Here is a 26,999-nt window from a genome sequence, read left to right as displayed (position 1 = left end):
ACATGACGACAGGAATAGAGAGAACCAGCGCATTTGGCAATCGCGAGACAAAGCTTCGTGCTATCTACTTACTGATTGGATTAGTGGTTGTTAACGCATTAGCATGGGTTTGGGCGTTTATTGAATTCAATAATAATGCGGTTTTGATGGGGATGGCGTTTCTGGCTTATAGCTTTGGTTTGCGTCACGCGGTTGATGCGGACCATATTGCCGCCATTGATAACGTTACGCGAAAACTGATGCAGCAGGGTAAAACGCCGATTGCTGTCGGGACGTTCTTTTCTCTTGGTCATTCCACCATCGTCATATTAGCTTCATTAGCCATTGCAGCGACCGCTATGGCATTTAAGAATAATATGACATGGTTCCATGAAACGGGCGGTTTGATTGGCACCTTGGTTTCATCCCTCTTTTTGCTATTGTTCGCCTTTCTTAATTTGACCATCCTGATATCAGTGTACAAAAAATTTAAGCAAGTCAAAGCGGGCAAAGTGTACCAAGATGAAGAGCTCGACTTGCTGGTGGCTAATAATGGCGGAGTCTTAGCCAGACTTTTTAAGCGTGTCTTTAATATGGTCAATAAAAGCTGGCATATGTATCCGGTTGGTTTTTTATTTGGCTTGGGGTTTGATACTGCCACAGAAATTGGGGTATTAGGTATTTCGGCTGCCAGTGCGACCCATGGCATGAATTTATGGTCGATTATGGTCTTCCCCATTTTATTTGCTGCTGGTATGGCGTTGATCGATTCACTCGATAATTTTGTCATGATAGGTGCTTATGGCTGGGCATTTTCTAAGCCGGTTCGGAAATTGTATTACAACATTACTATTACAGCCGCTTCCGTTATTATTGCTTTCTTTATCGGTGGCATAGAAGCGTTGGGATTAATCGCCGATAAGCTGAGCCTCAGTGGCGGTATTTGGACTCCTATCAATAATATTAGCGAGAATATGGGGGAGATAGGCTATTGGATTATTGGGATGTTTATTCTCTGCTGGTTGATTTCTGCCGTTAATTACTATGTTCGTGGTTATGATAATTTGAGTGTCACTCGTTAACTCATTATTAATTAAATAGTACACTAAAAACAATCAGGCGCTTATAAAAGACATAAGCGCCTGATTGATTAAGTCTATTGTGCTAAGTTACATATGTTTTTTCGCAAAGCCTAGAATATCTTGTTTAATTTCAGATAGTTTACTCTCCGGTGCTTTTTTACAGACCTCAACGACTTTCGGTGTCACGATAGTGTCAGTCTCATGCAAATCAACATAATCGCCTTGTTTGTACTGAGTATTATCATTCAATACCCAATAAACGACAGGAGTAAATGACTTTGGATTCAGATCCAGGAACTCTTTGCAGGTCATATCACTCGGGGTCGTTGTTGTTGCTTTAGTGGTGGCTGCAAAACTTGTTGCGGCAGCGGAAAGTAACAAACCAGTTAATGCAATATTACGAAGTGATTTGTAGGACATGCTTATTTCCTTATTTATCTGTTCAATACTGCTAGATATTTACAGCATTAAATGAAGGGTGATGAATATCACTCAAGAATGCGAGCCTCAGCAGTATTATCTGCCGGAGCACGAGCATATTATTGTTCATGATGAGCACTTATGCCAATTATTTGACTTGTTATTTCAATATTGAATAAGTATAGATGGCTTTACAACCTGTAAATCTAGCTTTAAATAAATGGTTTGTGTCTTTGATTTCTCACTGCAAATATTAGAAAACTATGAGTTAATGTTCCTACCATAGTATTAGATATACTTACCTTTTGATTTTTGTCAAAAAAAAGGGTTTTTAAGATGAAATATCCCATTTATTATCTATACTTTATTCACCTATAACAATTTTAGTCACTCTATTGATGAAAATATTACAGGAAATTAAAAATAAGGTATCGATACCGATTTTATTGGCGATTTTAGTCGCCATTAATGGGTGTCTGGTTTTAGGTCCCGTCCTTTTTCGGGCGATTACTCATTCAACTGAGGCAATAGAGAATTTTAGTACATGGAAGGAGGCGCTAAGTTTTCTTGATATATTTGAGATCCCACAGTTTATCATCGGTCTACTATTGATACTGATGGCATTTGCAGTATCGATGAAGATTCGTACAGCATGGTTCTTGACAGTCTTATTGTTGTTTACTTTGGTGGCCATCAATATCTTTATTCTGAAAGATCAGAATAAACTGACGACTTATTCCATCATTATTCTTGTCGCGCTAATATTTTATTGGCGAGAGTTTGACCACTACAGTCTCGGCAGTGCAACATTCTTTGCGATCGCGAGTATTTTTTCATTAATCGTCTATAGCATGTTGGGCACACTTTATATGGGCGATGAGTTCGCGCCTGTCGTGACCGATTTACCGACGGCCTTTTATTTCGCCATCGTCTGTATGTCCACAGTGGGGTTCGGGGATATTATTCCGCATACTACTGTCGCGAGAATGTTTACTCTTACGGTGATTATTGCTGGTATTACGGTCTTTGCGACGTCGATTGCTTCTGTTGCCGGTCCGATCATCAGTAATAATATTAAACGCATAGTCAAAGGTAGGATTTCTCACGTGGAACGTAAAAATCATTTTATTATTGTTGGTTCCGGTTCCTTGGCGCTGAATGTCTATAATGGTCTGCGTGACCGAGGTGATGACGTCACGGTCGTTTGTGCCGTCGGTAGCCAACATAATTTTCCGCCCCATACCGATATCATCGAAGGTGATCCCTCTTCGGTTGCAACATTGAAGCTGGCCGGTGCTGCCAAGGCGAAATATATCATTGCCTTGTGCAACAGCGATGCTGATAACACCTTTATTATTCTGGCCGCCAAAGAAATTGCAGGAGAGGGGACCAAGACACTGGCACTGGTCAATGAAACTCAGAACGTGGAAAAAGTAAAACGAGTTAACCCAGATATGGTTTTCTCATTGCCATTATTAGGCAGTGAAATTCTGGTGAGAACCCTGAACGGCGACACCATTAATAACTCGCTGATTACAGAAATGTTCTTCGGTAAATGTCAGAAGTTGGATTAGTGCCGTTCTGAACGAGTCAATGCTGACAAACACAGATGACTCGACCTCGAACGGTGAGGGCAGGCAGAAGAGTAAAGCGTCCGCACCAAGGATGGTTCGAGCCATCAGGGATGATTTTACGGCGTCTTTACGATCTGCTTGTCCTCCGTGCAATGAGCACTTTATCAGCTATCTCGGGTGTTTTTTTATGCGGATTAATAAGTCATTGGCGTTATTCAACTGCGGCTTGTGGATCTTTGGGCTTCTCTTTTGGCCCGACCATTAAGCCCAGCTCGACCGCAATAAAACCGACAATAAGACTTATCACCAAATAGCAGATTGAAACCAAAACGCCCGTCGGGTTTTTCATCATTTCCACAGCACCAAATACAAAGCTGGAGAATGTGGAAAGTCCCCCCATAATCCCCGTACCGACCATCAGATGCACATACTGATTAATAATATCTTTTTTAAACAAAGAGGTGGCTAGCCCTAATAAAAATGCCGCGATGATATTGGCGACAAAGATATCCATCGGGAATCCATCAGCTAATCTGGGTACTGATAGCATAATGAATTCACGGCACATGGCACCAAAAGCCCCACCAACAAAGACGAGAATAATAAGATTTGGCATAGCATTTTCCTATGAATTAGTCCGTGACTCGATCAATAAGCTAACCAAGCACCGAATGCTGCGGCAATGAGACCGACCACGACAGAAATAATCAGATATCCGGCTGCAATGGCTCGACTGCGGGCAGTCGCCAATTTTGCTGCATCTAATTGCATGCTACTGAAGGTGGTATAGCCGCCTAAAATGCCGGTTAAGATCGCTGCATTCATGAAGTCACCGTAACGATCACGCCAATCCACGCTAAATAGAATACTCAGGTAGCCAATTACAAATGCACCGGAGATATTGATCAGAAAAGTGCCGAGTGGGAAATTGCCTTTATATATCTTTCCAACGCCTAACCCTATCCACCACCGTAAAAGAGAACCGATACCGCCACCCAATCCTACCCACATTACATCTATTGCTGTCATAACAAAGCCCTCAATGGCCATTCGTTAGAATCAGAATAATTGTAGTACAAATACAAGCGCTAAGATTTGGCTATTTTGTGTCGAGGCCGACTTTCAGCAACTTACCGTCACGCTCATCGGTTAAGACATAAAGATAACCGTCAGGCCCCACGCGAACATCGCGAATTCGTTCACCGCGGTCTTCCAACAACCGTTCCTCTGAAATCACTTTATCGTCTTCCAATTGCAGGCGAATTAATGCCTCTTGCGCTAACGCACCGATAAATAGTGAATGCTGCCAAGTTGGAAAACGGGGATTATCATAGAAAGCCATTCCACTGATCCCAGGTGATTTCTCCCAATAATAAATGGGTTGCTCAGTGCCATCGACATGCGTGCCTTTGGCTTCGGGAATCGCTAAGCCTGAATAGTTCACGCCGTGGGTCGCGAGCGGCCAGCCGTAGTTTTTTCCTGCCGCTGGGATATTCACTTCATCGCCCCCTTTAGGACCATGTTCATTTGCCCACATCACGCCACTCCAAGGGTTTAAGGCCAACCCTTGTGGATTACGATGGCCATAGGACCAGATCTCGGGCTTTGCCGGAGGACGATTGGCAAAAGGATTATCTGTCGGCACTTTCCCATCGAGTGTGAGACGAACAATTTTACCTTGGTGCAAACTCAGATCCTGAGCTGTTGGGCGCTGATTATTCTCGCCTAGAGTGATGAAAATATGGTCTTTATCATCAAAAGCCAATTTTCCACCAAAGTGGTTGCCAGTTGATAGCTTGGGTTGCTGACGGAAAAATACGGTGAAATCGTCAATGGCTGTGCCCTGTGGGTTAAGACGTCCATAGCCCACGGCGGTACCTGCTTTTCCGTCTTTTCCTGCTTCAGCAAAACTGAGGTATACGCGGCGGTCCTGAGAGAATTTAGGCGATAGCGCCACTTCCAATAAGCCACCTTGCCCTTTGGCATAGACGGTGGGTACCCCTTTTAACGGTGCTGAAATCGCTTTCCCTGGTTGCCACAAACGTAGTTGCCCAGAACGCTCGGTAATTAAAATACCGCCATCATCAGGTAGGAAGGCCAGTGACCATGGATGATCTAAGCCGCGTTGTAATTCCGTTACCGTCACCGCGGGCGCCGCAATGGCTGGCATTGAAATCACCAAACTGAATAATGCGGATACTGCGAATTTCAAGGTTGATGATTGCCATCTTACGCCCATTAATCTGCGTCGATGGGCTGGTGTGATATTGCCGAATAACGTCATCTGTCGCTCCCTCAATAGGTAAACACCTGTTAACTTTAGAATATTAAGCGGTATTCAGCTAATACTGATGTCAATGTTCGCTGTGTTTGTGTTCTCAATATGACGAGTCGGACATGTGATGCGTCAAAATATCTTACTCACCCCGCATAAAACGTGGTCATTCAATCCCTGCCAGAGAGTGAGAGCTTCGCTAGGATAATTCTCTAACCAATAAGCATTACTAATTTGTCTCGTCACTGATTTTAATACGGTTTTTCCGCCGAGGATTAGTCGACTACTTTTCTCGAATAAAAATAAGCATATGAAATGTAAATGAATTAAACTTAATTCGCCGAGCAAAAAAATAACAATTTTGCGATAAGCATCACATTGTAATCGCTGAGAAATGTGAAGGGCATCAAGATCAAAAGTCAATTAGAGACGATTATTGTCGAGAATGAATTACTGGCTTAGCTATCGACGCCGTATACTGACGACAACCAGAAACAATGGGCTGGGCAAGGGGCATCAAAAGGTACAGATAAAGGGAATTCACCATTGCACTGGCATATAAATAACTTGTTTCTTTTGAACATCAAAAGGTGTTGGGTATGGAAAAGAAAAAAATTTATCTATTTTGCTCTGCCGGTATGTCTACCTCGCTACTGGTTTCCAAGATGAAAGTACAAGCAGAGAAATATGAAGTGCCTGTCGTTATCAATGCTTACCCTGAAGCGATGGCAGCAGAACATGGCGCTCAGGCTGATGTGATCTTATTAGGGCCACAAATCGCTTACATGTTGCCTGAAATTGCCAAAATGTTCCCCCATAAGCCCGTTGAAGTGATCGATACGCTCTTGTACGGCAAAGTCGACGGTTTAGGGGTATTAAAAGCGGCTGTCGCTGCCATAAAAAAAGCAAAACAATAAGGGGAGCACTGTGAGCGCATTTATTCATTCTCTGGAAAAGGCCATTTTGCCTTTTGCGATTAAGATTGGCAGACAGCAACATATCAATGCTATCAAGAACGGGTTTATTCGGCTGATGCCATTGACCCTGACAGGGGCGATGTTCGTTCTGATTAATAACGTGTTTTTAAGTTTTGGTGAGGGGTCATTCTTCTTCTCGATGGGCGTGCGCCTTGATGCTGATACCATCGCTACGCTCAATGGCTTGAAAGCAATCGGTGGCAACGTTTATAACGGTACTCTCGGTATTATGTCGTTAATGACGCCGTTCTTTATCAGCATGGCCTTAGCTGAAGAGAAGAGAGTCGACCCTCTTGCTGCGGCGTTACTGGCTATTGCCGCCTTTATGACCGTGACGCCGTATAGCGTGGGAGAAGCCTATGCGGTGGGGGCTAATTGGTTAGGTGGCGCGAATATTATCTCTGGTATTATCATCGGCTTAGTGGTGGCTGAGGTCTTTACCTTTATCACTCGCCGCAACTGGATCATTCGCTTGCCGGATAGTGTGCCAACGTCCGTTTCCCGCTCTTTCTCGGCGCTGATCCCAGGGTTTATCATTCTTTCCTTCATGGGGGTTTTGGCCTACGTCTTAGGGCTGTACGGCACGAACTTCCACCAGATCATTATGGACACCATTTCAGCACCGCTATCCAAAATGGGCAGTGTGGTGGGGTGGGTATATGTTATGTGTTCCTCGCTGTTGTGGTTCTTCGGGATACACGGAGCGATGGCATTATCGGCGCTGGAAAGTGGCATTATGATGCCGTTTGCGCTAGAAAACGTCGCGACCTACACCCAATATGGCTCGGTTGCCGCAGCAGTCGCCGCAGGTAAAGAGTTCCATATGTGGGCTAAACCTTTCGTTGATTCCTACATCTTCTTAGGCGGGACTGGGGCAACGTTAGGGCTGGTGATTGCTATCTTTATCGGGTCACGTCGTGCAGATTACCGCCAGGTGGCAAAATTGGGTGCGCCAGCGAGTATTTTCCAAATTAACGAGCCTATCCTGTTTGGTTTACCGGTCATTATGAACCCGCTGTTCTTTATTCCCTTTATTCTGGTTCAGCCGGTCTTGGCAATTATTACCTCGATTGCCTACTACACAGGTTTTATTCCGCCAATCACCAATATTGCGCCATGGACCATGCCTGTAGGCTTGGGGGCATTCTTTAATACCAACGGCAGTATTGCTGCGATGTTATTAAGCTTGTTCAACTTGGGCATTGCTACACTGATGTATCTGCCGTTCGTTATCATTGCTAATAAAGCACAAAACGAAATTGATCGTCAGGCTGAGAGTGAAGAAGAAATTGCTGATAGCTTGAAGTTTTAGCCGGCGAGAGTGATCACCAAAGGGTGACGGTGTGCTTAGCCCCAACGCCGTCACTTTTTATTTATCCTGTACTGACCTTGATGGGGTTGAGATATTGCAAGGCAAAATGATTTTAATTAACGGAGCAAGAGTATGTTTGATTTAGATAAAATCGTTGATGAAGTCCCACCCACAGATGAAATGGAAGATGTCATCATGGGGTTGATTATCAACGCGGGACAGGCTCGCAGCTTGGCTTATAAGGCGCTGAAGCAGGCTAAAAGTGGTGATTTTGCTCAAGCAGAAGCGTTAATGGCGCAATCCCGCCTTGCACTCAATGAAGCGCATCTGGTTCAAACCAAGTTAATTGAATCCGATCAAGGTGAGGGAAAAACTCGAGTCACATTAGTCTTAGTGCATGCACAGGATCATTTAATGAACGCGATGCTGGCCAGAGAGTTAATTGCAGAACTCATTGAACTACACCAAAAATTAGACTGAACGTTAGTACAACGTATCGGCTATTGCGAACGAGAGAGTGAAGGTAAATAAGATGGAAGTCAGGTTAGTACGTCAGAAAGACTTTTTTAACGGAAAAGAATTCCATCTGTTTATCTATAACAAAACGGAGAGTGCGACGGGGCTGCATCAGCATGATTATTATGAATATACGCTGATACTCACCGGAATGTGCTATCAGGAGATTAATGGCAAACGGGTTTTTTTAGAACGTGGTGATGTTGTTTTCATTCCTATCGGTTCTCATCATAAAAGCGCTTATGAATTTGGCGCGACGCGTATATTGAACGTTGGCATTAGTAAATCTTTTTTTGAAGAGCACTACTTTCATTTGCTATCACGGCCCATTGTGGCCTCGCAAGCTTATCGGTTGAAAGGCGATTTTCTTTCTTATATCGAATCCGCGATTTCTGCCCCGCATTTTAGGCAAGATGAACTCACTGAGCTGGTCGAGTTACTGACCTTTTATGTCACCAACCGTATCAGTCACTACAAAGAGAGTGAGGTCAACGACGATATTCCTTTGTGGTTAAAAACGAGCATCGACAAAATGCACGACAAATCGATGTTTGGCGAAAAAGCCTTGGTGAATATGATTGAGCTTTCTGGCAAAACGCAAGAGTATCTGACTCGCGCCACGCGCCGTTATTACCAGAAAACGCCGATGCAAATTATCAATGAGATCAGAATCAATTTTGCTAAAACCCAACTGGAAGTGACGAACTACTTAGTCTCAGATATTGCTTTTGATGCGGGTTACAGTGATACCACGTTATTTATCAAAAACTTCAAGAAATTGACCTCTTTTACGCCAGGCAACTACCGTAAGAAATTCCACTGCGCCGGAGAGGCGTTATCCGATTAGTGTGCGGTGAGATTTTACTCACCGGAATAGCATATAAGGCACCATTGATGGAAAAGTTACTTATTGTTAATGCGGATGATTTTGGTCTATGCAAAGGCCAAAATTATGGAATTATTGATGCATTCCGCCATGGTATCGTCTCATCGACCACTGCAATGATGAACTGTGCGGATATTCATCATGCAGCAGAGTTGAGCCGGCAAAATCCAGCATTGCCTATTGGGATGCATTTTGTGTTGACCTATGGTCGGTCATTAACCGCCATGCCATCGTTAGTGGATGCCAATGGCCTACTGAGCAAAGTGTTGTGGCAACGTGCTGAAGCTGGCACGTTAAATTTGGCTGAGATCGCACAGGAACTCGCGGCCCAATTTGATCAATTTGTTGCTATTTTTGACCGCTCGCCAACCCATATCGACAGCCATCACCACGTCCATATGCTGCCGCAAATTTATCCATTGGTTGAGGCTTTTGCGCGCGAAAAGTCAGTCGCATTACGTATTGATCGTCACGAAGCGCAGCAACATGGCATTACGCTCAATGAGCCACGCAGCACTGATTGGTTTGATGCGGGTTTTTATGGCGAAGATCTCTCGGAACAAACATTTTTACAGCGATTGGATCTGGCGGATCAGCAAGGGTTTCGTTCGCTGGAAGTGATGTGCCACCCGGCATTTGTTGATAAAACCCTGATGACCAGTGGTTACTGCTATCCGCGACTGAGTGAACTCGATGTTCTCACCTCGTCAGCGCTAAAACAGGCTATCAAACAACGCGGTTATCGATTAGGATCCTATTTGGATTGTTGAATGACATCCCGCTTATCGGCCAATAATAAATGAATCACTCAGCGTGTGTTTCTATAAAGAAGCTACGCAATAACACCATTTACATCCACGCTATTAACGAGCAGTTTATAATTTGCACTGTAGCCTAGGATTAAATCCATTCTATTGTGGTGCAAATAAAGTCATGAGAAAGTCTTGTTTATGTATTGCTTCGCTCGCCAGCCTCTTTCTGTTTTATTGCTTACCCGCGAGTGCCGTTCGGTTACAACAAGGGACGGCACTGTTCGATATTGATCCCGCAACACTCCAAATTAGTGCTGGCGATGCAGTGGTAAACTCGCCTCAAACATCACAAAAAGTGAGTGAGTTAACCTCTTCCGCTGTCTTGGCAAACTGGTACTGGCCGCAGCACCGTATGCATGTTAGCGCTAAACTGGAAGGTGATGACCTTCGTTTAAGCTTCAGTAGCGAGCAACCACAAATACTGAGCTGGTTCAGCTTACCTTCACAAGCCAAAGTGCTGTTGCTTCCTCTGGGGGAAGGCAGCCGAATTCCCCTTGATAGCCCCGTTTGGCAATCCTATCTGGTTGACGAGCAGACCCCACTAGACACGAACTTTGATCTGAAATTGCCACTGTGGAGCCAAGAACAGAACGGGAAATTCTACAGTTGGCTACTCCTCACTCCCTTTAGTAATCAGGTCACTTTCAGTCAGGCTGACAAGCATTTACAGATGCAAAGCAACCATGAGTTTAATCGCTTTAACCAGCAGCAACCTTTCGAGGTTTTACTGCATGTTGGCACCACGCCACTCTCCGGTGCGATACGTTATTGTGAGTACCTGCAACAAAGCGGCCAGTTCAGTTCGCTGGAAGATAAGATCAAGATAGCGCCTGAGGGCAAAAAACTGATAGGTGCAACGCATATCTATCTGTGGGGCAGTATGTTGCTGGCGCAGGAAGATGTGAAAGATTGGGTAGGGCTGGCGAGTTATCTGCAAACGCCCGCTGGGGCAGCCCTATGGCGGCACTTGGATACTGAAGCCAAAAAAGCGTTGCAGCAATGGCAAGGGCGCGAGCCTGAAGGCTGGCAGCAGCAATCATTGATTGAATCTATCAATAATGCGCTTGTCGCACAGGTTCCCCTTAATGCTTCGCCGGAACAGGATACGTTCCTACAGGCACAACAGCAGCAAGCGGTTAAAGTACGCCAACTGGCACAATCCCAGCTTGGCGCTTATCTGACTTCCCCTGATAGCTGGGGGCTTGGGCTGTCTAAGCCGGTCATTGAATCATTGCATAAGGCAGGCTTAGCCAGATTATGGCTAGGTACGGATAACTGGACTGCTGAGTTCCTACACCCAGAAGCCGTCGCGAATGCGATAAAGTCAGGTTATCTAATCGCGAGTTATGACTCCTACGACACGGGCATTCCGCTGGGTGTCAACGACAGTTGGCTGACAGCCCAATTACCGACTGAAATTCGGGAAAAATGCGCCATAGTAAAGGCTGATGGCAGCAAAAAACCGGGTTTTGGTGGGGAGGGTTACTACCTCAATCCCGGCTGTGTACTCCCTTATTCGCAGCAACGTATGCAGGAATTAACAAAATTGGCTGGACTAAACAGCCTGTTTCTCGACGTTGATGGCACCGGCATGGTGTCAGACGATTACCAACCCGAACATCCTACCGGCGCTGCTCAGATGGCCGATGCGCGCAATGCTCGTATGGCTTGGTACAGCAATACGCTCAAATTACCGTTAGGATCTGAAGACGGTAATGCGGTGACTGCCCGTCACATCATGTTTGCACACGGCATGGAGACTTGGGGATTTGGCTGGGGCGATAAAGACATGCGCCAGAACAAAAAATCGCCTTACTATCTAGGGGCTTGGTGGCCCAACGCTCAACCAGCGACCTTCTTTAAACCAGCAAAGGTGAAACAACCTTATCTTACCGTCGAGTTTGACCCACGTTATCGTATTCCTTTGTATCAGGCCGTTTTTCATGACTCGGTCATCAGCACTCATCACTGGACCTACGACAACCTCAAATTTAGTGACGTTAAAACAACGCGTGAGTTACTCAGCCAGTTATACAACACGCCCCCATTGTTCAATCTCAGTCGTAGCACCCTCAATGCGCGTTTACCTGAAATCATCAAAGCCGATGCTAAGTTCCGTCCTCTGCATCAAATACTTTGGAACAAGAGGCTCACAGATTTTCGCTGGTTAGATCCAGCAGGTTGGGTTCAACAAACGACATTCAGCGACGGCTCAGTATTGATTGCCAATTTTTCTGACCGTGCGTTCAACGGTATCGCAGCCCATAGCCTGCGGGCCAACTTAGCTGATGGTCGTGTTCTGGATTTCAACGCTTAGTGGCTTAAGTGCAAAGAGGGTAGTTTAAATTGAGTGAGAGTGGCTTAAATTGACTGATAGTGACTTAAATTGATAGTCAGAAACGCGCAATTTTATTGTAATGATAACTATTCTCAATTATCATCCTGCGTTTCTACTCTACTGATGAAAGTCACTTCTTATGTCCACTTTAGCCGATCCATTGGCAAGTCTTTACAGCTCGCATCATCGCTGGCTGAAAAACTGGCTTCATCGCAGGCTGGGGTCAGCTTTCGATGCTGAGGATCTGGCGCAAGATACTTTCATGCGCATACTCACCGGCGGTTCCGTCGCGCAGATACGAGAGCCGAAAGCTTTTTTGAGCACGGTAGCGAAACGCGTGATGATCGACTTTTTCCGTCGTAATGCGCTGGAGCAGGCGTGGCTTGATATGCTGGCCTTAATGCCGGAAGAAACACACCCTTCGCCCGAACAACAGCAATGTTGGCGGGAAACGCTGCAACAGATAGACACCATGCTGGATAAGCTCAGCAGCAAATTACGTCAGGCGTTTCTGCTCTCCCAACTCGAAGGAATGCCTTATGCCGATATTGCTATTAAGCTCGACGTTTCAGTGAGTTCGGTGAAAAAATATATCGCTAAAGCGACAGAACACTGTCTGCTTTTCAGCCTCGAGCAGGCCAGTTGATGGCCGCCAGTATCATCACTGAGAATCAGCGTCAGGCGTTGAGTCAGGCGGCGCATTGGTTTGCGGTTCTGGGGGCAGAAGATGTCACCGCGCGGCAGAATCAGCAATGGCAGCGGTGGCTCGAGCAGCATGCTGATCACCGCTGGGCATGGAGCAAGGTAGAAGCTCTGCAAGGGCAATTACAAGCCATGCCTGGGAAAATGAGCTATCAGGTGCTCAATAATGCAAACCAGCAAGTCGCAGTGACGCGCAGGCGGGTGTTGAAAAGTTTGCTGGTATTGTTGGGGGTTGGAGCCAGTTGGCGGTTATGGCAATCACCGGCGGCTTTGGGATATCGAGCCGAGTTGCGTACTGCAACAGGGGAGATCAAGCCACTTCGTCTCAGCGATGGTTCGCTGGTGGTCATGAATACCGCCACTGCCGCAGACCTTCAGTTTACGGCACAGCAAAGAATGATCCTGCTTTATCAGGGGGAAATCGCCATTCGCACCGCAAGTGATCCGTCCCCCATACCGCGCCCATTTTTGGTTTCCACCGCACAGGGCAAGTTACGTGCGCTCGGCACACAATTTACTGTCCGCGCCCTTGGGGATGAAACTGTGCTGGCAGTACAACAGCATGCAGTAGAAATTAGCCTGCGCAATGCACCTGAGACGACATTGATTGTTTCTCAAGGCCAACAGGTAAGCTTCACAGCCGATAGATTCGGCGAACTTATGGCAGCGGAATCTAACAGTGCTGATTGGACACATGGTGTACTGACCGTCAGCGACAGACCGCTTTCACAGGTCATTGAAGAAATCGCCCGCTATCGTCACGGTAGTATCACTTGTTCGCCAGAAGTGGCTCACTTACGTGTTAGTGGTACCTTCCCGCTAAAAGATACCGACCGCATATTGGATGTGCTCGCGCAAACACTTCCTATCAAAATTCAATCAGTTACCCGATATTGGGTTAAAGTTGTCGCAGCTTGATGATAAATAAAATCATTCTCGATTGTCCTTTTTAATTTCTCATCCGACTCCTAATTAACACCACATAAAAATAACTTCTCATGGAGACGGTATGCCTGATTTATGCGTTCGCGCAATTCACACCTTGAAGACAACACCTTTGGTTCTGGCTATCCAATGCGCCATCATTCCGCTGGTGGTGTTAGTGCCAGCAACTTATGCGGCCACCACACAGCAAGCAACCACTCAACAGCAATATCAGATACCCGCGGGGGATTTAGATTCTGCGCTCAACCACTTTGCAGCGCAGTCATCGATGACGCTGTCAGTTGATGCTTCGTTAACCCGTGGTAAAAAAACTACCGGTCTTACCGGGCAATATGACGTGGCTGGTGGGTTAGAAAAACTTCTTTCCGGCAGCGGGTTGCAGCCAAAATCGCTGGGTAATAATGCCTTTACGCTAGAGTTAACCCCTGCGGCAAAAGAAGAGTCAATGACCGTTGTCGGTGACTGGTTAGGCAGCGCCCGAGAAAACGATGTTTTTGAACATGGTGGCGCACGGGATGTTATTCGCCGTGAAGACTTTGCCAAAGTAGGGGCCACTCGTGCGCGCGACGTATTAAATCGTATCCCCGGTGTCTATGCTCCAGAAAATAACGGTACCGGTAGTCATGATATGGCGATGAACTTCGGTATTCGCGGCCTAAACCCGCGTTTGGCTAGCCGTTCAACGGTGTTAATGGATGGGATCCCGGTACCTTTCGCGCCTTACGGGCAACCCCAATTATCTTTAGCGCCGATCTCATTGGGCAATATGGATGCGATCGATGTGGTACGTGGCGGCGGCGCAGTTCGTTATGGACCGCAAAGTGTGGGCGGAGTCGTTAACTTTGTGACACGCGCGATCCCGAAAGATTTCGCGATTGAAGCCGGAATGGAAGGCCAACTCAGCCCATCATCAAGCCAGAATCACCCCAAAGGCACCAGCAACCTGATGATCGGTGGCACTGCTGATAACGGTTTTGGCGGCGCACTACTTTACTCTGGCACACGTGGTAGCGACTGGCGTGAGCACAGCTCAACCAAAATTGATGATGTGATGCTGAAAACGCGCTATGCACCCAACGACGTGCACACTTTTAACAGTCTGCTGCAATATTATGAAGGTCGTGCCGATATGCCTGGCGGCTTGTCGCGGGCGAACTACAATGCTGACCGTTTCCAATCAACACGCCCATACGATAAATTCTGGGGCCGTCGCCAACTGGCTAATTTCGGCTATCAATACCAACCTGATGCCCAACAAAAATTTAACGTCCAGAGTTTCTATACTTATACGTTACGAAGCGGTTTTTTGGATCAGGGCAAGAACTTAACCCTCTCACCGCGTGAATACTGGGTTCGTGGCATTGAGCCGCGCTACAGCCAAAGTTTTAACTTAGGTGAATCGGCGCATGAAGTGGGGATCGGCTACCGCTATGTCAGCGAATCAAGCCACGAATTACGCTATACCAGCCTCGCCTCAACCGGTATTTTACCGAGCACGAACAGCCCCTATGACCGAGATACCCAGTCTGGGACGCAGGCTAACGCTTGGTATATCGACGACCGCATTGATATTGGCGATTGGACCATTACCCCCGGGATGCGCTACGAGCACATTCAGTCTTATCAAAATAATTACATTAAAAAAACTAAGCAGGAGATTAGCTACAATGCTCCGCTGCCTGCACTGAACATCGTTTATCGCCTCAACAGCGCATGGAATCTGTATGCCAATACAGAAGGTTCATTTGGTACGGTGCAATATAGCCAAATTGGTAAGGCTGTAGACAGCGGTAATATTGAGCCTGAAAAAGCGCGTACGTGGGAGTTGGGTTCTCGGTTTGATAACGGTGAAGTTCAAGCTGAAGCTGGGCTGTTTCTGATTAACTTTAACAACCAATATGACTCCAATCAGGTGACGGACAGCGTCACTGCACGCGGCAAAACGCGTCACACCGGCCTCGAAAGTCAGATTCGCTACGATTTATCAACGTTATCACCCAAGCTGGAAAATATCAGTGCCTACGCCAGCTATGCCTACATCAATGCGGTGATCCGTGAAGATGGAGCCTATAAAGGCAATCAAGTGCCATTTTCGCCAAAGCATAAAGGTACGCTGGGCGTGGACTACACACCAGGCAGTTGGACCTTTAACCTCAACAGTGAATATCAATCTAGCCAATTCGCTGATAACGCGAATACTGTCGCCGAAAGTGCAGACGGCAGCACCGGTCGTATTCCTGGCTTCATGCTCTGGGGCGTGCGTGCGAACTACGATTTTGGTCCACAGATGGCCAATTTGAATCTTGCTGTCGGTCTGAAAAATATCTTCGATCAAGCCTATTTCACCCGTGCCTATGACGATAACAACAAAGGTCTCTACGCCGGTCAGCCGCGTACTATCTATGTTCAGGGATCGTTGAAATTCTAAAACGCCAAATGGCCTTTTCAGGCACACCGCTGTTCAGATAGCGGTGTGCTTTTTGGTTTCGACAGAATCGCCAGGAGTACACAATGTCATTGATTTTTCGCTTTTTCTTTTCTGCTTGTCTGTCCATCGGGCTGGTTAACTTCGCGCAGGCAGTGACCGTGACCGATCAGCAAGGCTCGTTTACGTTGAACACGGTTCCTAAACGAGTAGTGGTATTGGAATTGTCATTTGTTGATGCGCTTGCCGCGATTGATATTAGCCCTGTTGGGGTGGCGGATGATAATGACCCTCAACGTATTCTGAGTGAGATTCGCCAACATATTCAGCCATGGGCATCGGTAGGAACGCGTTCACAGCCAAGCCTTGAAGCCATTGCAGCGCTAAAGCCCGACTTAATCATTGCCGACAGCAGTCGTCATGCTGGCATATACACCACTCTCCGAGGTATTGCCCCAACACTGCTGCTGAAATCTCGCGCCGAAACTTATGACGAAAATCTGCAATCAGCAGTCATTATTGGTCAAGTTATGGGTAAAACGGCAGAAATGCAGCAAAGACTGGCGCTGCATCACCAACGTATGCAAGCCTTTGCCAACCGCTTACCGGCGGGGGCGAGTGTGATGTTTGGTACCTCACGCGAGCAGCAATTTAATGTGCATACCCTCGATTCCTATACCGGAAGCGTGCTTAATGCACTGGGATTAAATGTGGTGGGTCCAACGGGTCACCAACCACTGGCTAATATCAGCCTAGAACAGTTACTGGCAATCAATCCAGACTGGCTGATTGTGGCGCATTATCGTCAGGAGAGTGTAGTGCGACGTTGGCAACAAGATTCATTGTGGCAGGCGATGACTGCGGCGCAAAAAGATCAGGTGGCTGCGGTAGACAGCAATGTCTGGGCAAGAATGCGCGGTCTGTTTGCCGCCGAACATATCGCTGCTGATCTGGTGAACATTTTTAACCATCAAGCCGTCGTTAGTGAGCCATGATTGCTCAGCATCGACTGACCACTCCATGGCGCTGGGCATTGCCTTTGCTGCTCTTGGCCCTCGTCTTTTGGCTAACGTTATTTTGTTGGTCAGCCATTCCTATTTCAGCAACTCAGGCATTACGCGCATTACTACCAGGGGAACCTCCATCATTGCCGCAAACGTTGGTCCGTAGCATTCGTTTGCCTCGCAGCTTGGTCGCACTGCTGCTCGGCGCAAGTCTGGCGTTATCCGGTTCACTCTTGCAGTCGCTGACTCGCAATCCGCTGGCTTCACCTTCCCTGCTGGGCATTAATGCAGGAGCTTCACTGGGTATGGTGATCCTGACTGCGTTGAGTCCTGCTTGGATGTCCGGCGTGAGTCTATCGCTCGCAGCAGCAATCGGGGGCGGCATGAGTTGGGGTATCGTGATGCTATTAGGGGCAGGGTGGTCTCAGTCAGGCGATCGCAGCCGCCTTATTTTAGCTGGAGTGGCCGTCTCGGCCCTTTGTGCTGCGCTGACAAAAGCAACGCTTATCCTTTCGGAAGATAATGCCTACGGTATCCTGCATTGGTTAGCGGGGGGCGTGGCTAACGTTCGCTGGCCTGAGTTTTGGCGCTTATTTCCACTACTCCTGATTGCCGCGCCTCTAGCCCAGTTGCTCGCAAGTCGTATCAATTTGCTGCAAGTTGGCGATCAAAGTGCTCATTCACTGGGCGTCAATCTGTGGCGACTAAAACTTTACATTAATCTGCTCGTTTTGTTGCTGGTCGGCACGTGCGTAAGCGTGGCGGGGCCACTGGCCTTTATTGGCCTACTTGTCCCGCATATGGCGCGCTACTGGGTAGGTTATGACCTCAGAAAAAGTCTGCCGATGAGTATGCTATTAGGGGCAATTTTGATGCTATTGGCCGACTTGTTAGCCCGTGCACTGGGTTGGCCTCGTGAACTGCCCGCAGGTGCGATGTTGGCGCTGATTGGCGCGCCATTCTTCGTATGGCTAGTGAGGACGCGCGGATGAAGAAACAAAGCCTAACCTGTGGCGTCATGGTGTTGCTGCTTCTGCTCGCGGTGTATTGCTCGCTTAGTTTTGGTACTCAGACATTAGGATGGCGACAAATTGTCTCAGCCTTTAACGTGCAGGACAGCCACCATTTCACACTTTATGACTATCGACTGCCCCGTACGCTGTTAGCGCTGGTGGTTGGAGCCTCACTGGCCGTTTCAGGCGTATTAGTGCAAGGCGTTATCCGCAATCCTTTAGCCTCACCGGATATTCTCGGCGTGAATCATGCGGCGGGTTTGACATCCGTCATTGCACTGACATTATTTCCGGCGCTATCAGTTATGTGGCTACCTCCGTTGGCATTTGTCGGGGGGCTTTTGGCTTTTATATTGCTGCGTTTGGCTGCCGGTAGAACATCTCCTCCCGTGCGTCTGGCACTGACGGGGGTGGCACTGACCGCACTTTATGCCAGCCTCACCGATTTCATCATGCTTTCTCACCCACTAGAGATAAATACCGCACTGTTATGGCTGACGGGAAGTCTCTGGGGGCGAGGATGGAGCTTTATCTATGTTGCGCTTCCCTGGTTACTATTGCTTCTTCCCTTGAGTTTTGGCCTGTGCCGTAGTTTGGATGTCATGGCTCTGGGGGAAGTGAGCGCCGCGACGCTTGGTACATCAGTCAGATGGGTTGTTTCGCTGTCACTGCTATTGGCTGTCGCGCTGGCGGCTGTGAGTGTGGCGATATGCGGACCGATTAGTTTTATTGGCCTGGTTGCGCCCCATTTAGCGCGTCGCCTGGTGGGTGGTCGTCACCGGTGGATGTTACCCGCCAGCATGCTGATAGGATCGTTAATCCTGTTACTTTCAGACTTATTAGCACGGACACTTGCCCCTCCGCTTGAACTTCCAGCCGGTATTTTTACTGCCGTGATTGGTGCTCCTTACTTTTTCTGGTTACTCATGAGAACTCGCTGACGATGATACTCAACGCTGATAATCTCTATGCCGGTTATGGCAATCGCTCTATTTTGAAGGGCATCTCACTTCAGCTTCCCGCTAACAAGATAACAGCGCTGGTTGGCCCGAATGGCTGCGGTAAATCAACGCTATTGAAGTGTTTCTCGCGTTTGGTCACGCCATCTTCAGGTCAAATCACATGTAACGGCCAAGATATTACTTCATTATCAATGCGAGCACTGGCGCAGGGCTCAGCCCTATTACCTCAACAACACGTGATACCTGAAGGAATAGACGTCGAAGAGCTGGTCAGTTACGGACGTAGCCCGTGGTTGGGTGTCTGGGGGCGGCTTAGTCGTGCCGATCGCCGTTTGATTAAGCAGGCAATGGAGGATGCGCATATCATTGAATTCGCTAAAACGCGGGTCAGCGAGCTTTCTGGTGGACAGCGCCAACGTGCTTTTCTCGCAATGACACTTGCCCAGAACACCCCACTGATTTTACTCGATGAGCCAACGACTTATCTGGATATAAATCATCAAGCTGAGTTGATGGCCTTGTTGAGACGCTTGAATCTGCAAGGGAAAACACTGATTACTGTGTTGCATGATCTCAATCAGGCCAGTCGCTATTGTGACCACTTGGTGATGATGTCGGCAGGAAGTATTGTCGCCGAAGGCACCCCTGAAGAAGTGATTACACCGGAAAATCTAAAACAGGTATTTGGGGTTGAGGCTGAGATTCATCCTGACCCCGTATCAGGCACCCCTATGTGCATCATTCTTTAGAGAAGGCCTAGCGTGGAGGTTAAGGCTCAGCTCTATGTTTCCACCAATAATGTCATCTACTAAGATAGGTGGGACAGCACTGAGGATAAAAGAAAGGCCTGCAAGCAGGCCCGAGTACAGACCAAGACATTGCTCCCCGGTGTTGGAGGTATGAGGTGTGTACAACGCAACTATAAGTGCGGGGATAGATAGCGTCCAATGGGTTCGGCAGATCAATAACGTCATATTGATCGTTATAAACGATCGTGATGCCGTATAGCTTCTCGTTTACTCAAATTCAGTCAATAGTTTTGCTGAGAGAATTGTGTTCGTGAACGCGCTGACTTTTGCAGATGCCTGACGCTCAAGCCCATCATCAAATACGGGATTGTCGGCATCACAAAACCCGTGATAGGCATCGAACATAGCACACTGTACTGACGGGAATTTTTGAAGTTCTTGTTGCATCACAACGGTATCGAATGCTGGTTCGTAGCGGGCAATGATAACTAAAGCGGGGCAGGAGGGGGCAAAATCGCTGTGCTGGCGAATCCGGGAACCATAGTAACAAATAACGCCATCGCATAAGCCCTTTCTGGCTGCCAACCATGCCAATGTGGCCCCCACGCTATAACCCACAACCAGTAGCCGAGTGTATTTTTCCCTTAATTCCGACAACAGTGAAACCACTGAGATTGGGTTAAAACCAACGTTCTCTGAGAAATGTCGATAAGCTTCATCCTGCTGTGCATAGCCGAAAGGGGCCATATGGGGAAACAGCGCCGGTGTATAGACATCGAACTCTCGCCCTAGCCACTCATCACGTATGCGCCGGATATGGTCATTGATACCATAGATTTCATGCAGTAAGACCACAGCATTATTGTTAATGATGTGTCTGGATGGATTAGTCATCGGCTTTATGTGCCCAAGCGGGCATTGCCGTCAGATAGCGTTTCGCACGTTTGCGCGCTTCCTTTAAACCGACTTTTTGCCAGGAATCGAGAAATACAGCAAGGCCAGAAACGGCGTCTTCCCAGGACTTAAGGTTACCGGCACTGTCGCTGCAATACGCGCAGTATTTATCACTCGCACTACGCGCATCTTCTGCTGACATTGGCATACCGCAAGCCTGGCAGAACTGTTCATGTTGTGACATGGTTTTCTCCTTATACTTTTTACTGTCTAATAAATATACTGCTATTAATTGGAATAAAAGTCTAAGTCGATCAATAACCTTGAATGTTGTGTCATAAATTTTGGCTGAAAATAGGCATACGTTTATTTCGCCGGCACAAAAAATTGACCTTAATGCCAATATTAGCGTTTGTGAACTTCAAGAAATTTTACTAAGAACGATTGAGGGCTTCGCATGACATTTATCTGGATTAAATCGCTTGACTTAGAGTGCACTCTAACTTTTAGGATGACCCCATGGAATCCAATCTGAACATTAATGAAGTTGCACGTCGCACGGGTCTTACGGCCTACACCTTACGTTACTACGAGCGCATCGGGTTGATTACTTCAATTCAACGTGCGCCAGGAGGTCAACGGCGTTATGCGATATCGGACATGGCCTGGATTGAATTCCTGCTGCGATTGCGAACCACAAACATGCCTATCGGCAAGATGCTCAGGTTTGCAAAACTCCGCGGCGCTGGGGACCAGACGGTATTGGAGCGACGTCAGATGCTGGAACAGCACTTAACAGCGGTTCTTGCAGAAATTGAGATGATGCGCCAGTCCGCAGAGGCTTTGCAGGCAAAAATCGAGTATTACCGCTCGTATGAACAGTCTTTAGCGCCGGATTCGTTTTCTGATGAAGGGCATGATAATGAATACCGAAAACCGCTACCAACAAGGATTAGCAAAACTACGTGAAATCGACGGCCAGGCTGGAGAAAACGTACTGGAAAATTTGCAGGATATCGCTCCAGACTTCGCTCGCTATCTGATTGAATTCCCATTTGGGGATATTTATTCCAGGCCAGGGTTGGATCTTAAAAGCCGAGAGATTGCTGTCGTGGCTGCACTCACGGCACTTGGCAATGCACAACCTCAGCTAAAAGTGCATATACAGGGAGCGCTCAATGTGGGGGTGACACAATCAGAAATTGTTGAAACCATTATGCAGATGGCGGTCTATGCAGGATTTCCAGCCGCACTAAATGGGCTGGCGGCGGCAAAAGAGGTATTCGCGCAAGGAGACGGTCAATGAACAACACGACCGTAAAACTAGTATTGACTCTCAGTATTGCCAGCATGGTTCTTGCGGTCTTACCTGTCCAAGCGCGGGCAGACAGTATGACTCAAACAGTGGCCCAGCAGGCTCCTGTACTTATCCATGACGGGTTGGGTTCTCCGGTTGGAATGGCCTACGATACCATTGGTAACCTCTATGTTGCCAACTGGTCGGCAGGTACTGTTCTACGTTTTGGCCCTGATGGTCAACGCAGCGTTTTTGCTAAAGGGCTGCACGGCCCTTCAGGCCTTGCCATCTCAGCTAATGGGGATATTTATGTCGCCTCATACAGTGAAGATTTGGTTTGGCGTTTTACACCTTCCGGCAAACAAAGCGTTTTTATCCGAGGGCTTGCAACACCGGCTGGCTTATCATTTGATGCGCAGGGCCGTTTGCTTATTGCCAACAGGCGAACCAACCAGATACTGGCGGCTCATCCGGATGGTAAAATCGATGTGGTCGCCGAGGGGCTGCAAACACCGGTGGGGGCTATCGAACTGCCTGATGGTGCTCTTATGGTGAGTAATATCGCCGGTGGTATCTCTTTAGTTTCTGGCAATATTCTCGCTCGCAGTATTAACAACGATCTGGCAAGCCCCGGACCTGGTATCGTGCGTGCGGGAGCAGATTCAGTCTATATCGTTGATTATGGTGGCACTACGGTGAGTCACGTCGACAGGAACGGTAAGCGCACTGTGATAGCCGATGGTCTGCGTAGCCCGGTAGGGATGGCACTCGCCCCTGATGGAAGTTTGACGGTGGCAACTTGGGGTGCGAATGCCGCTTTTCGTATTGATTCCTCTAGAACAAATCTATAGAAGGATTCGTCTATTTCTTTGCTGGGCTCCAGGTTTTGAGTCCAGCGCAATCAAAAATACACCCTCCATTCTTAACCGTTCATGGTGAAAGCTCACAATTATGATAATAGCACCTTACTCTTGGTGCTGTTTTTATATACAGTAATGTTAACCATGCAAAATGAGGGGTTAAGTATGATTAAACGAATAGAAACGCACTGTCATGATGACACTTGTCCTGCGTGTGTCATTGCTGGAGATTTTATTTTCCTTTCTCATCACGCTGGAGGGCATAACTCAACTGACGTAACGCATCAAACCAGGGCAGCCCTTACTGCTTTAACCAAAACACTTCAATCAGCGAATGCGGGCTTAAATGATCTAGTCCAAATCACTCTTTATCTTAAGAACAGGAGTGATTTTTCTAGAGCCCGTGAAGTTTTCCTTGAATTTTTTACGGATGGGCTCTACCCCGCGAGGATGACTGTATTCACTGATTTTATCAACGAATCCTGTTTGTGTATGGTTGATGGAATCGCATATCGATGCAAAGATCATCAGTGATTAAGTGACCTGTGGTAAATAGCCAGTCAATAGCGGCCCGCATAAGACTGACTGGAAGTAACGAATATTGGCAGTTGCCTCCCGCCACGGCCAGAGGTTATTTCCCATTACGTGAGGATAAATGACACGTGATACACAACACTGCTATTCACTTGTTAGGCGCATCAGGCTCAGGAACAACGTCGGTTGGCCGCCAACTAGAAAAATTGTCAGGCATTCGGCATTTCGATACAGATAGCTTTTATTGGCAGGACTCTTCCGTACCCTACAGCCATCCCCGTCCCGAATCGGATAGGAAAAAACTATTGTTAGAAGCTCTGCCAGAATCCGGGGCCTGGGTACTCAGTGGATCGCTCTGCGGATGGGGTGACTTTTTGATACCTCGCTTTAATTTGGTTATCTGGCTCAGAGTCGATCAAAATCTGAGAATGGAGCGACTTCGGGAGCGAGAAACCGAAAGATACGGTTCGGCCATTTATCCTGGCGGTAATATGTGGCAAAAAAGCCAGATATTCTTGAACTGGGCAGAGGCTTACGATTCGGATGTTGAGGTGAGCCGTAACGCACAAAAACATGCAGACTGGCTCAAAAAAATAGCCTGTCCTGTTTTTATCGTCTCAAATAATGATGCTATTGAAGAAACCGTGAATGTCATAATGGGAAAACTGGGGACGTACACAGATAATGCATAATACATTGATTGTGCATTGAATTTTTTCAGCTAAGGTGAGGTGTTATGTGCACCTCAAAAGATATCTTCCGCATAGCCCTCTGCTACGCTGGTTTTCTTCACATTCCACCAACGTTCGGCTGCGAGTTTGAAAGTATAGGTTTTGGCTTCCAGAGTGCTACGTAGTTGCTTTTGCTCCTGCGGATCGATTTCCTTTGTAGATAAGGGTTTGTCTTTCCATTGCTGAGTTTCCAGAGTTTTAGGCACCTCAAAAACAATAATGCTTTACGAGGTGCCTAAGAGCTTCGGATTTAATTAGTTGGCTTCAGACTTCGCGGGACAAATTGAAGAAACAAAAAAGCCCGCAAACCTAGGTGGGGTGCGGGCTTTCCGTACTTCTCCGGACTTATCTGGTAATACCCGGATCATCATTTGGTGGAGCTGGGGGGATTTGAACCCCCGTCCGAAATTACTACGCCGTCGGCACTACATGCTTAGTCCAGTCATTACATTCGCCGGTTAGCTGCGGACGGACACGCTACTAACAAACTAGCTTGATTGGGTTTAACGCTTTCACCCCAAGCAAGGTGTCCACGCGATCTCTTTTGGGTTTGACCTCTCTTGATCCCCGTCCTAAGAGCGGAGGCTAGGGAGAGAGGGAATCTTCAGTTTCTTAGGCTGATTAAGCTGCTAAAGCAGCAGATTCGTATTGCGAGTCGTTTGCAATTATTTTTTTTGCGGTTTTTTACGAGGCCTCCGCACCTCGGCATGCACCTTGGGTTTCGCGAATCCCGTCGAATCCAGAATCAGCCCCAAAGAACCTAAGTAGTATACCAGAACTATCGTCTGTTAAGCCAGTGGCTTAACGATTTGAGTGCTTCATTATCCTGGCTTTATCAAGCTGCCATTCACGATCTTTGATGTCATCGCGTTTATCGTGATCTTTTTTACCTTTCGCGACACCGATTTTCACTTTAACCCATGCATTTTTCCAATAGACGGAAAGTGCAACGACGGTAAAACCATCGCGGTTAACTTTGCCAATAAGCGAATCCAACTCGCGCTTATTTAGCAGCAATTTGCGTGTACGCATGGGTTCGCAGACAACATGAGTTGAAGCGACGTTAAGCGGCGTGATGGTTGCCCCAAACAAGAAAGCTTCACCGTTTCTAAAAGTGACGTAGCTATCACTGATGTTGGCTTTACCAGCACGAAGAGACTTGACCTCCCAACCTTGCAAAGACAGGCCTGCTTCGAATTCTTGCTCGATAAAGTATTCGTGGCGGGCGCGCTTATTTTGCGCAATGGTGGCGGAACCGGGTTTGTATGCTTTTTTCTTTGTCATAATGTTGATCATTATACTGTATGTGAAGGCGAATGAAATCCTTTCCCGCAGGAAGCCGATGCATTTTGTCTCATTTGTTGCACTGAATGCATAGCAGATTTTTTGTCTGGCGGCAGATAAATGGTATTATCTGTGCGTTTTATGTCTCACAGGAAATGATATGCCACAGATTAGCCGCTCTGCGTTGGTTCCATTCAGCGTAGAACAGATGTATCAACTGGTTAATGATGTTCGTTCTTATCCAGAATTTTTACCAGGTTGTACCGGAAGTCGTGTACTTGAATCCACCGAAAATGAAATGACAGCAGCCGTTGATGTTGCCAAAGCTGGAATCAGTAAAACGTTTACGACGCGCAATACATTAACTGATAACCAGAGCATCAATATGCAACTGGTGGATGGGCCATTTAGTAAGCTAATGGGGGGGTGGCATTTTACTCCACTGAGTGCAGACGCCTGTAAAGTCGAGTTGCATTTGGATTTTGAATTTACCAACAAGCTGATAGAAATGGCTTTTGGTAAGATATTCAAAGAGTTGGTTGGGAATATGGTTCAGGCATTCACTCAGCGGGCGAAAGAGGTTTATAGTGTCTGATATTCGTGTTGAGGTAGTCTATGCCTTACCTGAACGCCAATATCTCCGTTCTATTTCACTTGTAGCGGGAAGTACTGTCGAGGACGCTATTAATGCGTCGGGTTTGCTTGAGTTGCGCTCAGATATCGATCTGACCAAAAATAAAGTGGGGGTCTACAGTCGGCCTGTAAAACTTAGCGATAAATTGAATGATGGTGATCGGGTTGAGATATATCGCCCACTTATCGCTGATCCTAAAGAGCTACGCCGCCAGCGCGCTGAGCACGCAAAAAAATAAGGCACATACGCGCCTTATTTTTTGTTGCTGCCCCAGATTGCTATTGAACAACCAGGCTCTATTACACCTTGCCACTAATACCAACAGGCCCAACATGTAATCATCCTACCCAGAATTCGTCTCTTCAATTTAAATGGCAATCTTCGGAAAAATTAATTCCCTGCTAACGTTGGCTCGTTTTTGATATCAGTGAGTACGCCGCTACTATCGAAGGTCAACGTCAATGTTTGCTGCGTCACTTTCTCGTGGCCAGGTTGCTGACGGAATACATAGAACCAAGTTTTTGTACCAAACGGATCTTGTAGCATTGGGGTGCCTAAGGTATATGCCACTTGTTGCTGGGTCATACCCTTATGGATTTTGGATGCATCATTAGGTGATAAATAGTTACCCTGATTAATATCAGGCCGGTAGACCACCTTCTCCAGTGTTGAACAACCCGCAGTAAGCATCGCAAGCATCACAGCGGCGGCAGTCAGCATTTTACAGCGCATAGTAATCACATTCCTTTAGGGCGTAGTATGACGATGATAATAGACCTTGCAGCAGTTGGAAA

Annotated in this window: 30 protein-coding genes, 1 other RNA gene and 1 pseudogene; 22 read left to right on the top strand and 10 right to left on the bottom strand. The window is 47.1% G+C overall.

From position 1 onward, the window contains the following. Positions 1–2 precede the first annotated feature (2 nt). Positions 3–1,061, top strand: a complete 1,059-nt coding sequence (locus tag BN68_RS16410; protein WP_019212261.1) for a HoxN/HupN/NixA family nickel/cobalt transporter — start codon at positions 3–5, stop codon at positions 1,059–1,061. An 87-nt stretch (positions 1,062–1,148) separates the two neighbouring features. Here BN68_RS16410 and hdeB read toward each other — a convergent pair whose 3' ends face one another. Next, positions 1,149–1,481, bottom strand: coding sequence for an acid-activated periplasmic chaperone HdeB (gene hdeB / locus BN68_RS16405; protein ID WP_019212260.1), 333 nt, complete (start codon positions 1,479–1,481; stop codon positions 1,149–1,151). Between the two features lie 398 nt (positions 1,482–1,879). Here hdeB and kch point away from each other — a divergent pair, with 398 nt between their 5' ends. Beyond that, entirely contained in the window at positions 1,880–3,055 is a 1,176-nt protein-coding gene (kch, locus tag BN68_RS16400) for a voltage-gated potassium channel protein (RefSeq protein WP_019212258.1), read from the top strand. Positions 3,056–3,266: 211 nt separating this feature from the next. Here kch and crcB (BN68_RS16395) read toward each other — a convergent pair whose 3' ends face one another. From crcB (BN68_RS16395) to BN68_RS16385, 3 genes are all read right to left on the bottom strand, one after another. Further along, a complete protein-coding gene (gene crcB, locus BN68_RS16395) occupies positions 3,267–3,671 on the bottom strand; it encodes a fluoride efflux transporter CrcB (RefSeq protein WP_019212257.1) in 405 nt (134 codons plus the stop codon). Between the two features lie 32 nt (positions 3,672–3,703). Beyond that, positions 3,704–4,084, bottom strand: a complete 381-nt coding sequence (crcB, locus tag BN68_RS16390; RefSeq protein WP_042806907.1) for a fluoride efflux transporter CrcB — start codon at positions 4,082–4,084, stop codon at positions 3,704–3,706. A gap of 70 nt (positions 4,085–4,154) precedes the next feature. Then, positions 4,155–5,339, bottom strand: a complete 1,185-nt coding sequence (locus BN68_RS16385) for a PQQ-dependent sugar dehydrogenase (RefSeq protein WP_019212255.1) — start codon at positions 5,337–5,339, stop codon at positions 4,155–4,157. A gap of 590 nt (positions 5,340–5,929) precedes the next feature. On the opposite strand from BN68_RS16385, the gene BN68_RS16380 reads away from it, so the two are divergent. From BN68_RS16380 to fecE, 13 genes are all read left to right on the top strand, one after another. After that, complete coding sequence (locus BN68_RS16380; protein WP_019212254.1) at positions 5,930–6,247, top strand: PTS sugar transporter subunit IIB; 318 nt, start codon at positions 5,930–5,932, stop codon at positions 6,245–6,247. Between the two features lie 10 nt (positions 6,248–6,257). Next, positions 6,258–7,619, top strand: a complete 1,362-nt coding sequence (gene chbC, locus BN68_RS16375; protein ID WP_019212253.1) for a PTS N,N'-diacetylchitobiose transporter subunit IIC — start codon at positions 6,258–6,260, stop codon at positions 7,617–7,619. Between the two features lie 132 nt (positions 7,620–7,751). Beyond that, entirely contained in the window at positions 7,752–8,099 is a 348-nt protein-coding gene (chbA, locus tag BN68_RS16370; RefSeq protein WP_019212252.1) for a PTS N,N'-diacetylchitobiose transporter subunit IIA, read from the top strand. 37 nt (positions 8,100–8,136) lie between these two features. Further along, positions 8,137–8,982: a transcriptional regulator ChbR gene (chbR, locus tag BN68_RS16365; protein ID WP_261373405.1), complete on the top strand. Its 846-nt coding sequence runs from the start codon at positions 8,137–8,139 to the stop codon at positions 8,980–8,982. 47 nt (positions 8,983–9,029) lie between these two features. Next, positions 9,030–9,791, top strand: coding sequence for a chitin disaccharide deacetylase (gene chbG / locus BN68_RS16360; RefSeq protein WP_042806868.1), 762 nt, complete (start codon positions 9,030–9,032; stop codon positions 9,789–9,791). A 163-nt stretch (positions 9,792–9,954) separates the two neighbouring features. Next, positions 9,955–12,150, top strand: coding sequence for a glycoside hydrolase (locus BN68_RS16355; RefSeq protein ID WP_019212249.1), 2,196 nt, complete (start codon positions 9,955–9,957; stop codon positions 12,148–12,150). 160 nt (positions 12,151–12,310) lie between these two features. Beyond that, a complete protein-coding gene (fecI, locus tag BN68_RS16350; RefSeq protein WP_019212248.1) occupies positions 12,311–12,817 on the top strand; it encodes a ferric citrate uptake sigma factor FecI in 507 nt (168 codons plus the stop codon). Then, entirely contained in the window at positions 12,817–13,791 is a 975-nt protein-coding gene (gene fecR / locus BN68_RS16345) for a ferric citrate uptake sigma factor regulator FecR (protein ID WP_019212247.1), read from the top strand. Before fecI ends, fecR begins: the two co-directional genes overlap by 1 nt. Before the next feature lie 91 nt (positions 13,792–13,882). After that, complete coding sequence (gene fecA, locus BN68_RS16340) at positions 13,883–16,246, top strand: TonB-dependent Fe(3+) dicitrate receptor FecA (protein ID WP_019212246.1); 2,364 nt, start codon at positions 13,883–13,885, stop codon at positions 16,244–16,246. Positions 16,247–16,329: 83 nt separating this feature from the next. Beyond that, on the top strand, positions 16,330–17,238 hold the full coding sequence (locus BN68_RS16335) for a Fe(3+) dicitrate ABC transporter substrate-binding protein FecB (protein WP_019212245.1): 909 nt from the start codon (positions 16,330–16,332) through the stop codon (positions 17,236–17,238). Next, a complete protein-coding gene (gene fecC / locus BN68_RS16330) occupies positions 17,235–18,239 on the top strand; it encodes an iron-dicitrate ABC transporter permease FecC (RefSeq protein WP_019212244.1) in 1,005 nt (334 codons plus the stop codon). The genes BN68_RS16335 and fecC overlap by 4 nt, the downstream gene beginning before the upstream one ends. After that, positions 18,236–19,201 (top strand): Fe(3+) dicitrate ABC transporter permease subunit FecD, encoded by a 966-nt coding sequence (fecD, locus tag BN68_RS16325; protein ID WP_019212243.1) that lies wholly within the window; start codon positions 18,236–18,238, stop codon positions 19,199–19,201. Before fecC ends, fecD begins: the two co-directional genes overlap by 4 nt. A 2-nt stretch (positions 19,202–19,203) precedes the next feature. Continuing rightward, a complete protein-coding gene (gene fecE / locus BN68_RS16320) occupies positions 19,204–19,971 on the top strand; it encodes a Fe(3+) dicitrate ABC transporter ATP-binding protein FecE (RefSeq protein ID WP_019212242.1) in 768 nt (255 codons plus the stop codon). A gap of 267 nt (positions 19,972–20,238) precedes the next feature. Here the strand turns inward: fecE and BN68_RS16315 are convergent, their stop codons facing one another. Together BN68_RS16315 and BN68_RS16310 are read right to left on the bottom strand one after the other, a co-directional pair. Next, positions 20,239–20,865: a dienelactone hydrolase family protein gene (locus tag BN68_RS16315; protein ID WP_019212241.1), complete on the bottom strand. Its 627-nt coding sequence runs from the start codon at positions 20,863–20,865 to the stop codon at positions 20,239–20,241. Beyond that, a complete protein-coding gene (locus tag BN68_RS16310) occupies positions 20,858–21,109 on the bottom strand; it encodes a zinc ribbon domain-containing protein (protein WP_019212240.1) in 252 nt (83 codons plus the stop codon). The genes BN68_RS16315 and BN68_RS16310 overlap by 8 nt, the downstream gene beginning before the upstream one ends. Before the next feature lie 275 nt (positions 21,110–21,384). Between BN68_RS16310 and BN68_RS16305 the strand changes: the two genes are divergently transcribed. The 5 genes from BN68_RS16305 to BN68_RS16285 all read left to right on the top strand — a co-directional run bounded on the left by BN68_RS16305 (position 21,385) and on the right by BN68_RS16285 (position 24,248). After that, a complete protein-coding gene (locus tag BN68_RS16305; protein WP_019212239.1) occupies positions 21,385–21,834 on the top strand; it encodes a MerR family transcriptional regulator in 450 nt (149 codons plus the stop codon). Continuing rightward, positions 21,788–22,171 (top strand): carboxymuconolactone decarboxylase family protein, encoded by a 384-nt coding sequence (locus BN68_RS16300; protein WP_019212238.1) that lies wholly within the window; start codon positions 21,788–21,790, stop codon positions 22,169–22,171. The genes BN68_RS16305 and BN68_RS16300 overlap by 47 nt, the downstream gene beginning before the upstream one ends. Further along, the gene (locus BN68_RS16295; protein ID WP_019212237.1) at positions 22,168–23,013 is read left to right on the top strand and encodes a Vgb family protein; all 846 of its coding nucleotides are present in this window, start codon (positions 22,168–22,170) and stop codon (positions 23,011–23,013) included. The genes BN68_RS16300 and BN68_RS16295 overlap by 4 nt, the downstream gene beginning before the upstream one ends. Before the next feature lie 81 nt (positions 23,014–23,094). Then, positions 23,095–23,556, top strand: a complete 462-nt coding sequence (locus BN68_RS16290; RefSeq protein ID WP_315850421.1) for a RidA family protein — start codon at positions 23,095–23,097, stop codon at positions 23,554–23,556. Between the two features lie 128 nt (positions 23,557–23,684). Then, a complete protein-coding gene (locus BN68_RS16285; RefSeq protein WP_042806866.1) occupies positions 23,685–24,248 on the top strand; it encodes an AAA family ATPase in 564 nt (187 codons plus the stop codon). Positions 24,249–24,304: 56 nt separating this feature from the next. Here BN68_RS16285 and BN68_RS16280 read toward each other — a convergent pair. The 3 genes and pseudogenes from BN68_RS16280 to smpB all read right to left on the bottom strand — a co-directional run. Further along, a pseudogene (locus BN68_RS16280) lies at positions 24,305–24,445 on the bottom strand (integrase); the annotation flags it as partial. A 214-nt stretch (positions 24,446–24,659) separates the two neighbouring features. Further along, positions 24,660–25,040, bottom strand: a transfer-messenger RNA (tmRNA) gene (ssrA, locus tag BN68_RS23420). A gap of 48 nt (positions 25,041–25,088) precedes the next feature. Next, on the bottom strand, positions 25,089–25,571 hold the full coding sequence (smpB, locus tag BN68_RS16275; RefSeq protein WP_042806903.1) for an SsrA-binding protein SmpB: 483 nt from the start codon (positions 25,569–25,571) through the stop codon (positions 25,089–25,091). 160 nt (positions 25,572–25,731) lie between these two features. Between smpB and BN68_RS16270 the strand changes: the two genes are divergently transcribed. Both BN68_RS16270 and BN68_RS16265 read left to right on the top strand, forming a co-directional pair. Beyond that, positions 25,732–26,166, top strand: a complete 435-nt coding sequence (locus BN68_RS16270; protein WP_019212232.1) for a type II toxin-antitoxin system RatA family toxin — start codon at positions 25,732–25,734, stop codon at positions 26,164–26,166. Then, positions 26,159–26,443 carry an RnfH family protein gene (locus tag BN68_RS16265; protein WP_019212231.1) on the top strand — a complete coding sequence of 95 codons (285 nt, stop codon included), beginning with the start codon at positions 26,159–26,161 and terminating at the stop codon, positions 26,441–26,443. The genes BN68_RS16270 and BN68_RS16265 overlap by 8 nt, the downstream gene beginning before the upstream one ends. Positions 26,444–26,595: 152 nt before the next feature. Here the strand turns inward: BN68_RS16265 and bamE are convergent, their stop codons facing one another. Next, positions 26,596–26,937, bottom strand: coding sequence for an outer membrane protein assembly factor BamE (gene bamE, locus BN68_RS16260; RefSeq protein WP_019212230.1), 342 nt, complete (start codon positions 26,935–26,937; stop codon positions 26,596–26,598). Positions 26,938–26,999: the final 62 nt, after the last annotated feature.

Origin of the sequence: Yersinia massiliensis CCUG 53443 (assembly GCF_000312485.1) — a bacterium.
Taxonomy (GTDB): Bacteria; Pseudomonadota; Gammaproteobacteria; order Enterobacterales; family Enterobacteriaceae; genus Yersinia; species Yersinia massiliensis.
This window is presented reverse-complemented; position numbering and strand designations above follow the sequence as displayed.

Bases quoted from the DNA above. Each gene is read 5' to 3' on its own strand.
- BN68_RS16410 (WP_019212261.1), top strand. From the start codon at position 3: ATGACGACAGGAATAGAGAGAACCAGCGCATTTGGCAATCGCGAGACA.
- hdeB (WP_019212260.1), bottom strand. From the start codon at position 1,481: ATGTCCTACAAATCACTTCGTAATATTGCATTAACTGGTTTGTTACTT.
- kch (WP_019212258.1), top strand. From the start codon at position 1,880: ATGAAAATATTACAGGAAATTAAAAATAAGGTATCGATACCGATTTTA.
- crcB (WP_019212257.1), bottom strand. From the start codon at position 3,671: ATGCCAAATCTTATTATTCTCGTCTTTGTTGGTGGGGCTTTTGGTGCC.
- crcB (WP_042806907.1), bottom strand. From the start codon at position 4,084: ATGACAGCAATAGATGTAATGTGGGTAGGATTGGGTGGCGGTATCGGT.
- BN68_RS16385 (WP_019212255.1), bottom strand. From the start codon at position 5,339: ATGACGTTATTCGGCAATATCACACCAGCCCATCGACGCAGATTAATG.
- BN68_RS16380 (WP_019212254.1), top strand. From the start codon at position 5,930: ATGGAAAAGAAAAAAATTTATCTATTTTGCTCTGCCGGTATGTCTACC.
- chbA (WP_019212252.1), top strand. From the start codon at position 7,752: ATGTTTGATTTAGATAAAATCGTTGATGAAGTCCCACCCACAGATGAA.
- chbG (WP_042806868.1), top strand. From the start codon at position 9,030: ATGGAAAAGTTACTTATTGTTAATGCGGATGATTTTGGTCTATGCAAA.
- BN68_RS16355 (WP_019212249.1), top strand. From the start codon at position 9,955: ATGAGAAAGTCTTGTTTATGTATTGCTTCGCTCGCCAGCCTCTTTCTG.
- fecI (WP_019212248.1), top strand. From the start codon at position 12,311: ATGTCCACTTTAGCCGATCCATTGGCAAGTCTTTACAGCTCGCATCAT.
- fecR (WP_019212247.1), top strand. From the start codon at position 12,817: ATGGCCGCCAGTATCATCACTGAGAATCAGCGTCAGGCGTTGAGTCAG.
- fecA (WP_019212246.1), top strand. From the start codon at position 13,883: ATGCCTGATTTATGCGTTCGCGCAATTCACACCTTGAAGACAACACCT.
- BN68_RS16335 (WP_019212245.1), top strand. From the start codon at position 16,330: ATGTCATTGATTTTTCGCTTTTTCTTTTCTGCTTGTCTGTCCATCGGG.
- fecC (WP_019212244.1), top strand. From the start codon at position 17,235: ATGATTGCTCAGCATCGACTGACCACTCCATGGCGCTGGGCATTGCCT.
- fecD (WP_019212243.1), top strand. From the start codon at position 18,236: ATGAAGAAACAAAGCCTAACCTGTGGCGTCATGGTGTTGCTGCTTCTG.
- fecE (WP_019212242.1), top strand. From the start codon at position 19,204: ATGATACTCAACGCTGATAATCTCTATGCCGGTTATGGCAATCGCTCT.
- BN68_RS16315 (WP_019212241.1), bottom strand. From the start codon at position 20,865: ATGACTAATCCATCCAGACACATCATTAACAATAATGCTGTGGTCTTA.
- BN68_RS16310 (WP_019212240.1), bottom strand. From the start codon at position 21,109: ATGTCACAACATGAACAGTTCTGCCAGGCTTGCGGTATGCCAATGTCA.
- BN68_RS16305 (WP_019212239.1), top strand. From the start codon at position 21,385: ATGGAATCCAATCTGAACATTAATGAAGTTGCACGTCGCACGGGTCTT.
- BN68_RS16300 (WP_019212238.1), top strand. From the start codon at position 21,788: ATGAATACCGAAAACCGCTACCAACAAGGATTAGCAAAACTACGTGAA.
- BN68_RS16295 (WP_019212237.1), top strand. From the start codon at position 22,168: ATGAACAACACGACCGTAAAACTAGTATTGACTCTCAGTATTGCCAGC.
- BN68_RS16290 (WP_315850421.1), top strand. From the start codon at position 23,095: ATGGTGAAAGCTCACAATTATGATAATAGCACCTTACTCTTGGTGCTG.
- smpB (WP_042806903.1), bottom strand. From the start codon at position 25,571: ATGACAAAGAAAAAAGCATACAAACCCGGTTCCGCCACCATTGCGCAA.
- BN68_RS16270 (WP_019212232.1), top strand. From the start codon at position 25,732: ATGCCACAGATTAGCCGCTCTGCGTTGGTTCCATTCAGCGTAGAACAG.
- bamE (WP_019212230.1), bottom strand. From the start codon at position 26,937: ATGCGCTGTAAAATGCTGACTGCCGCCGCTGTGATGCTTGCGATGCTT.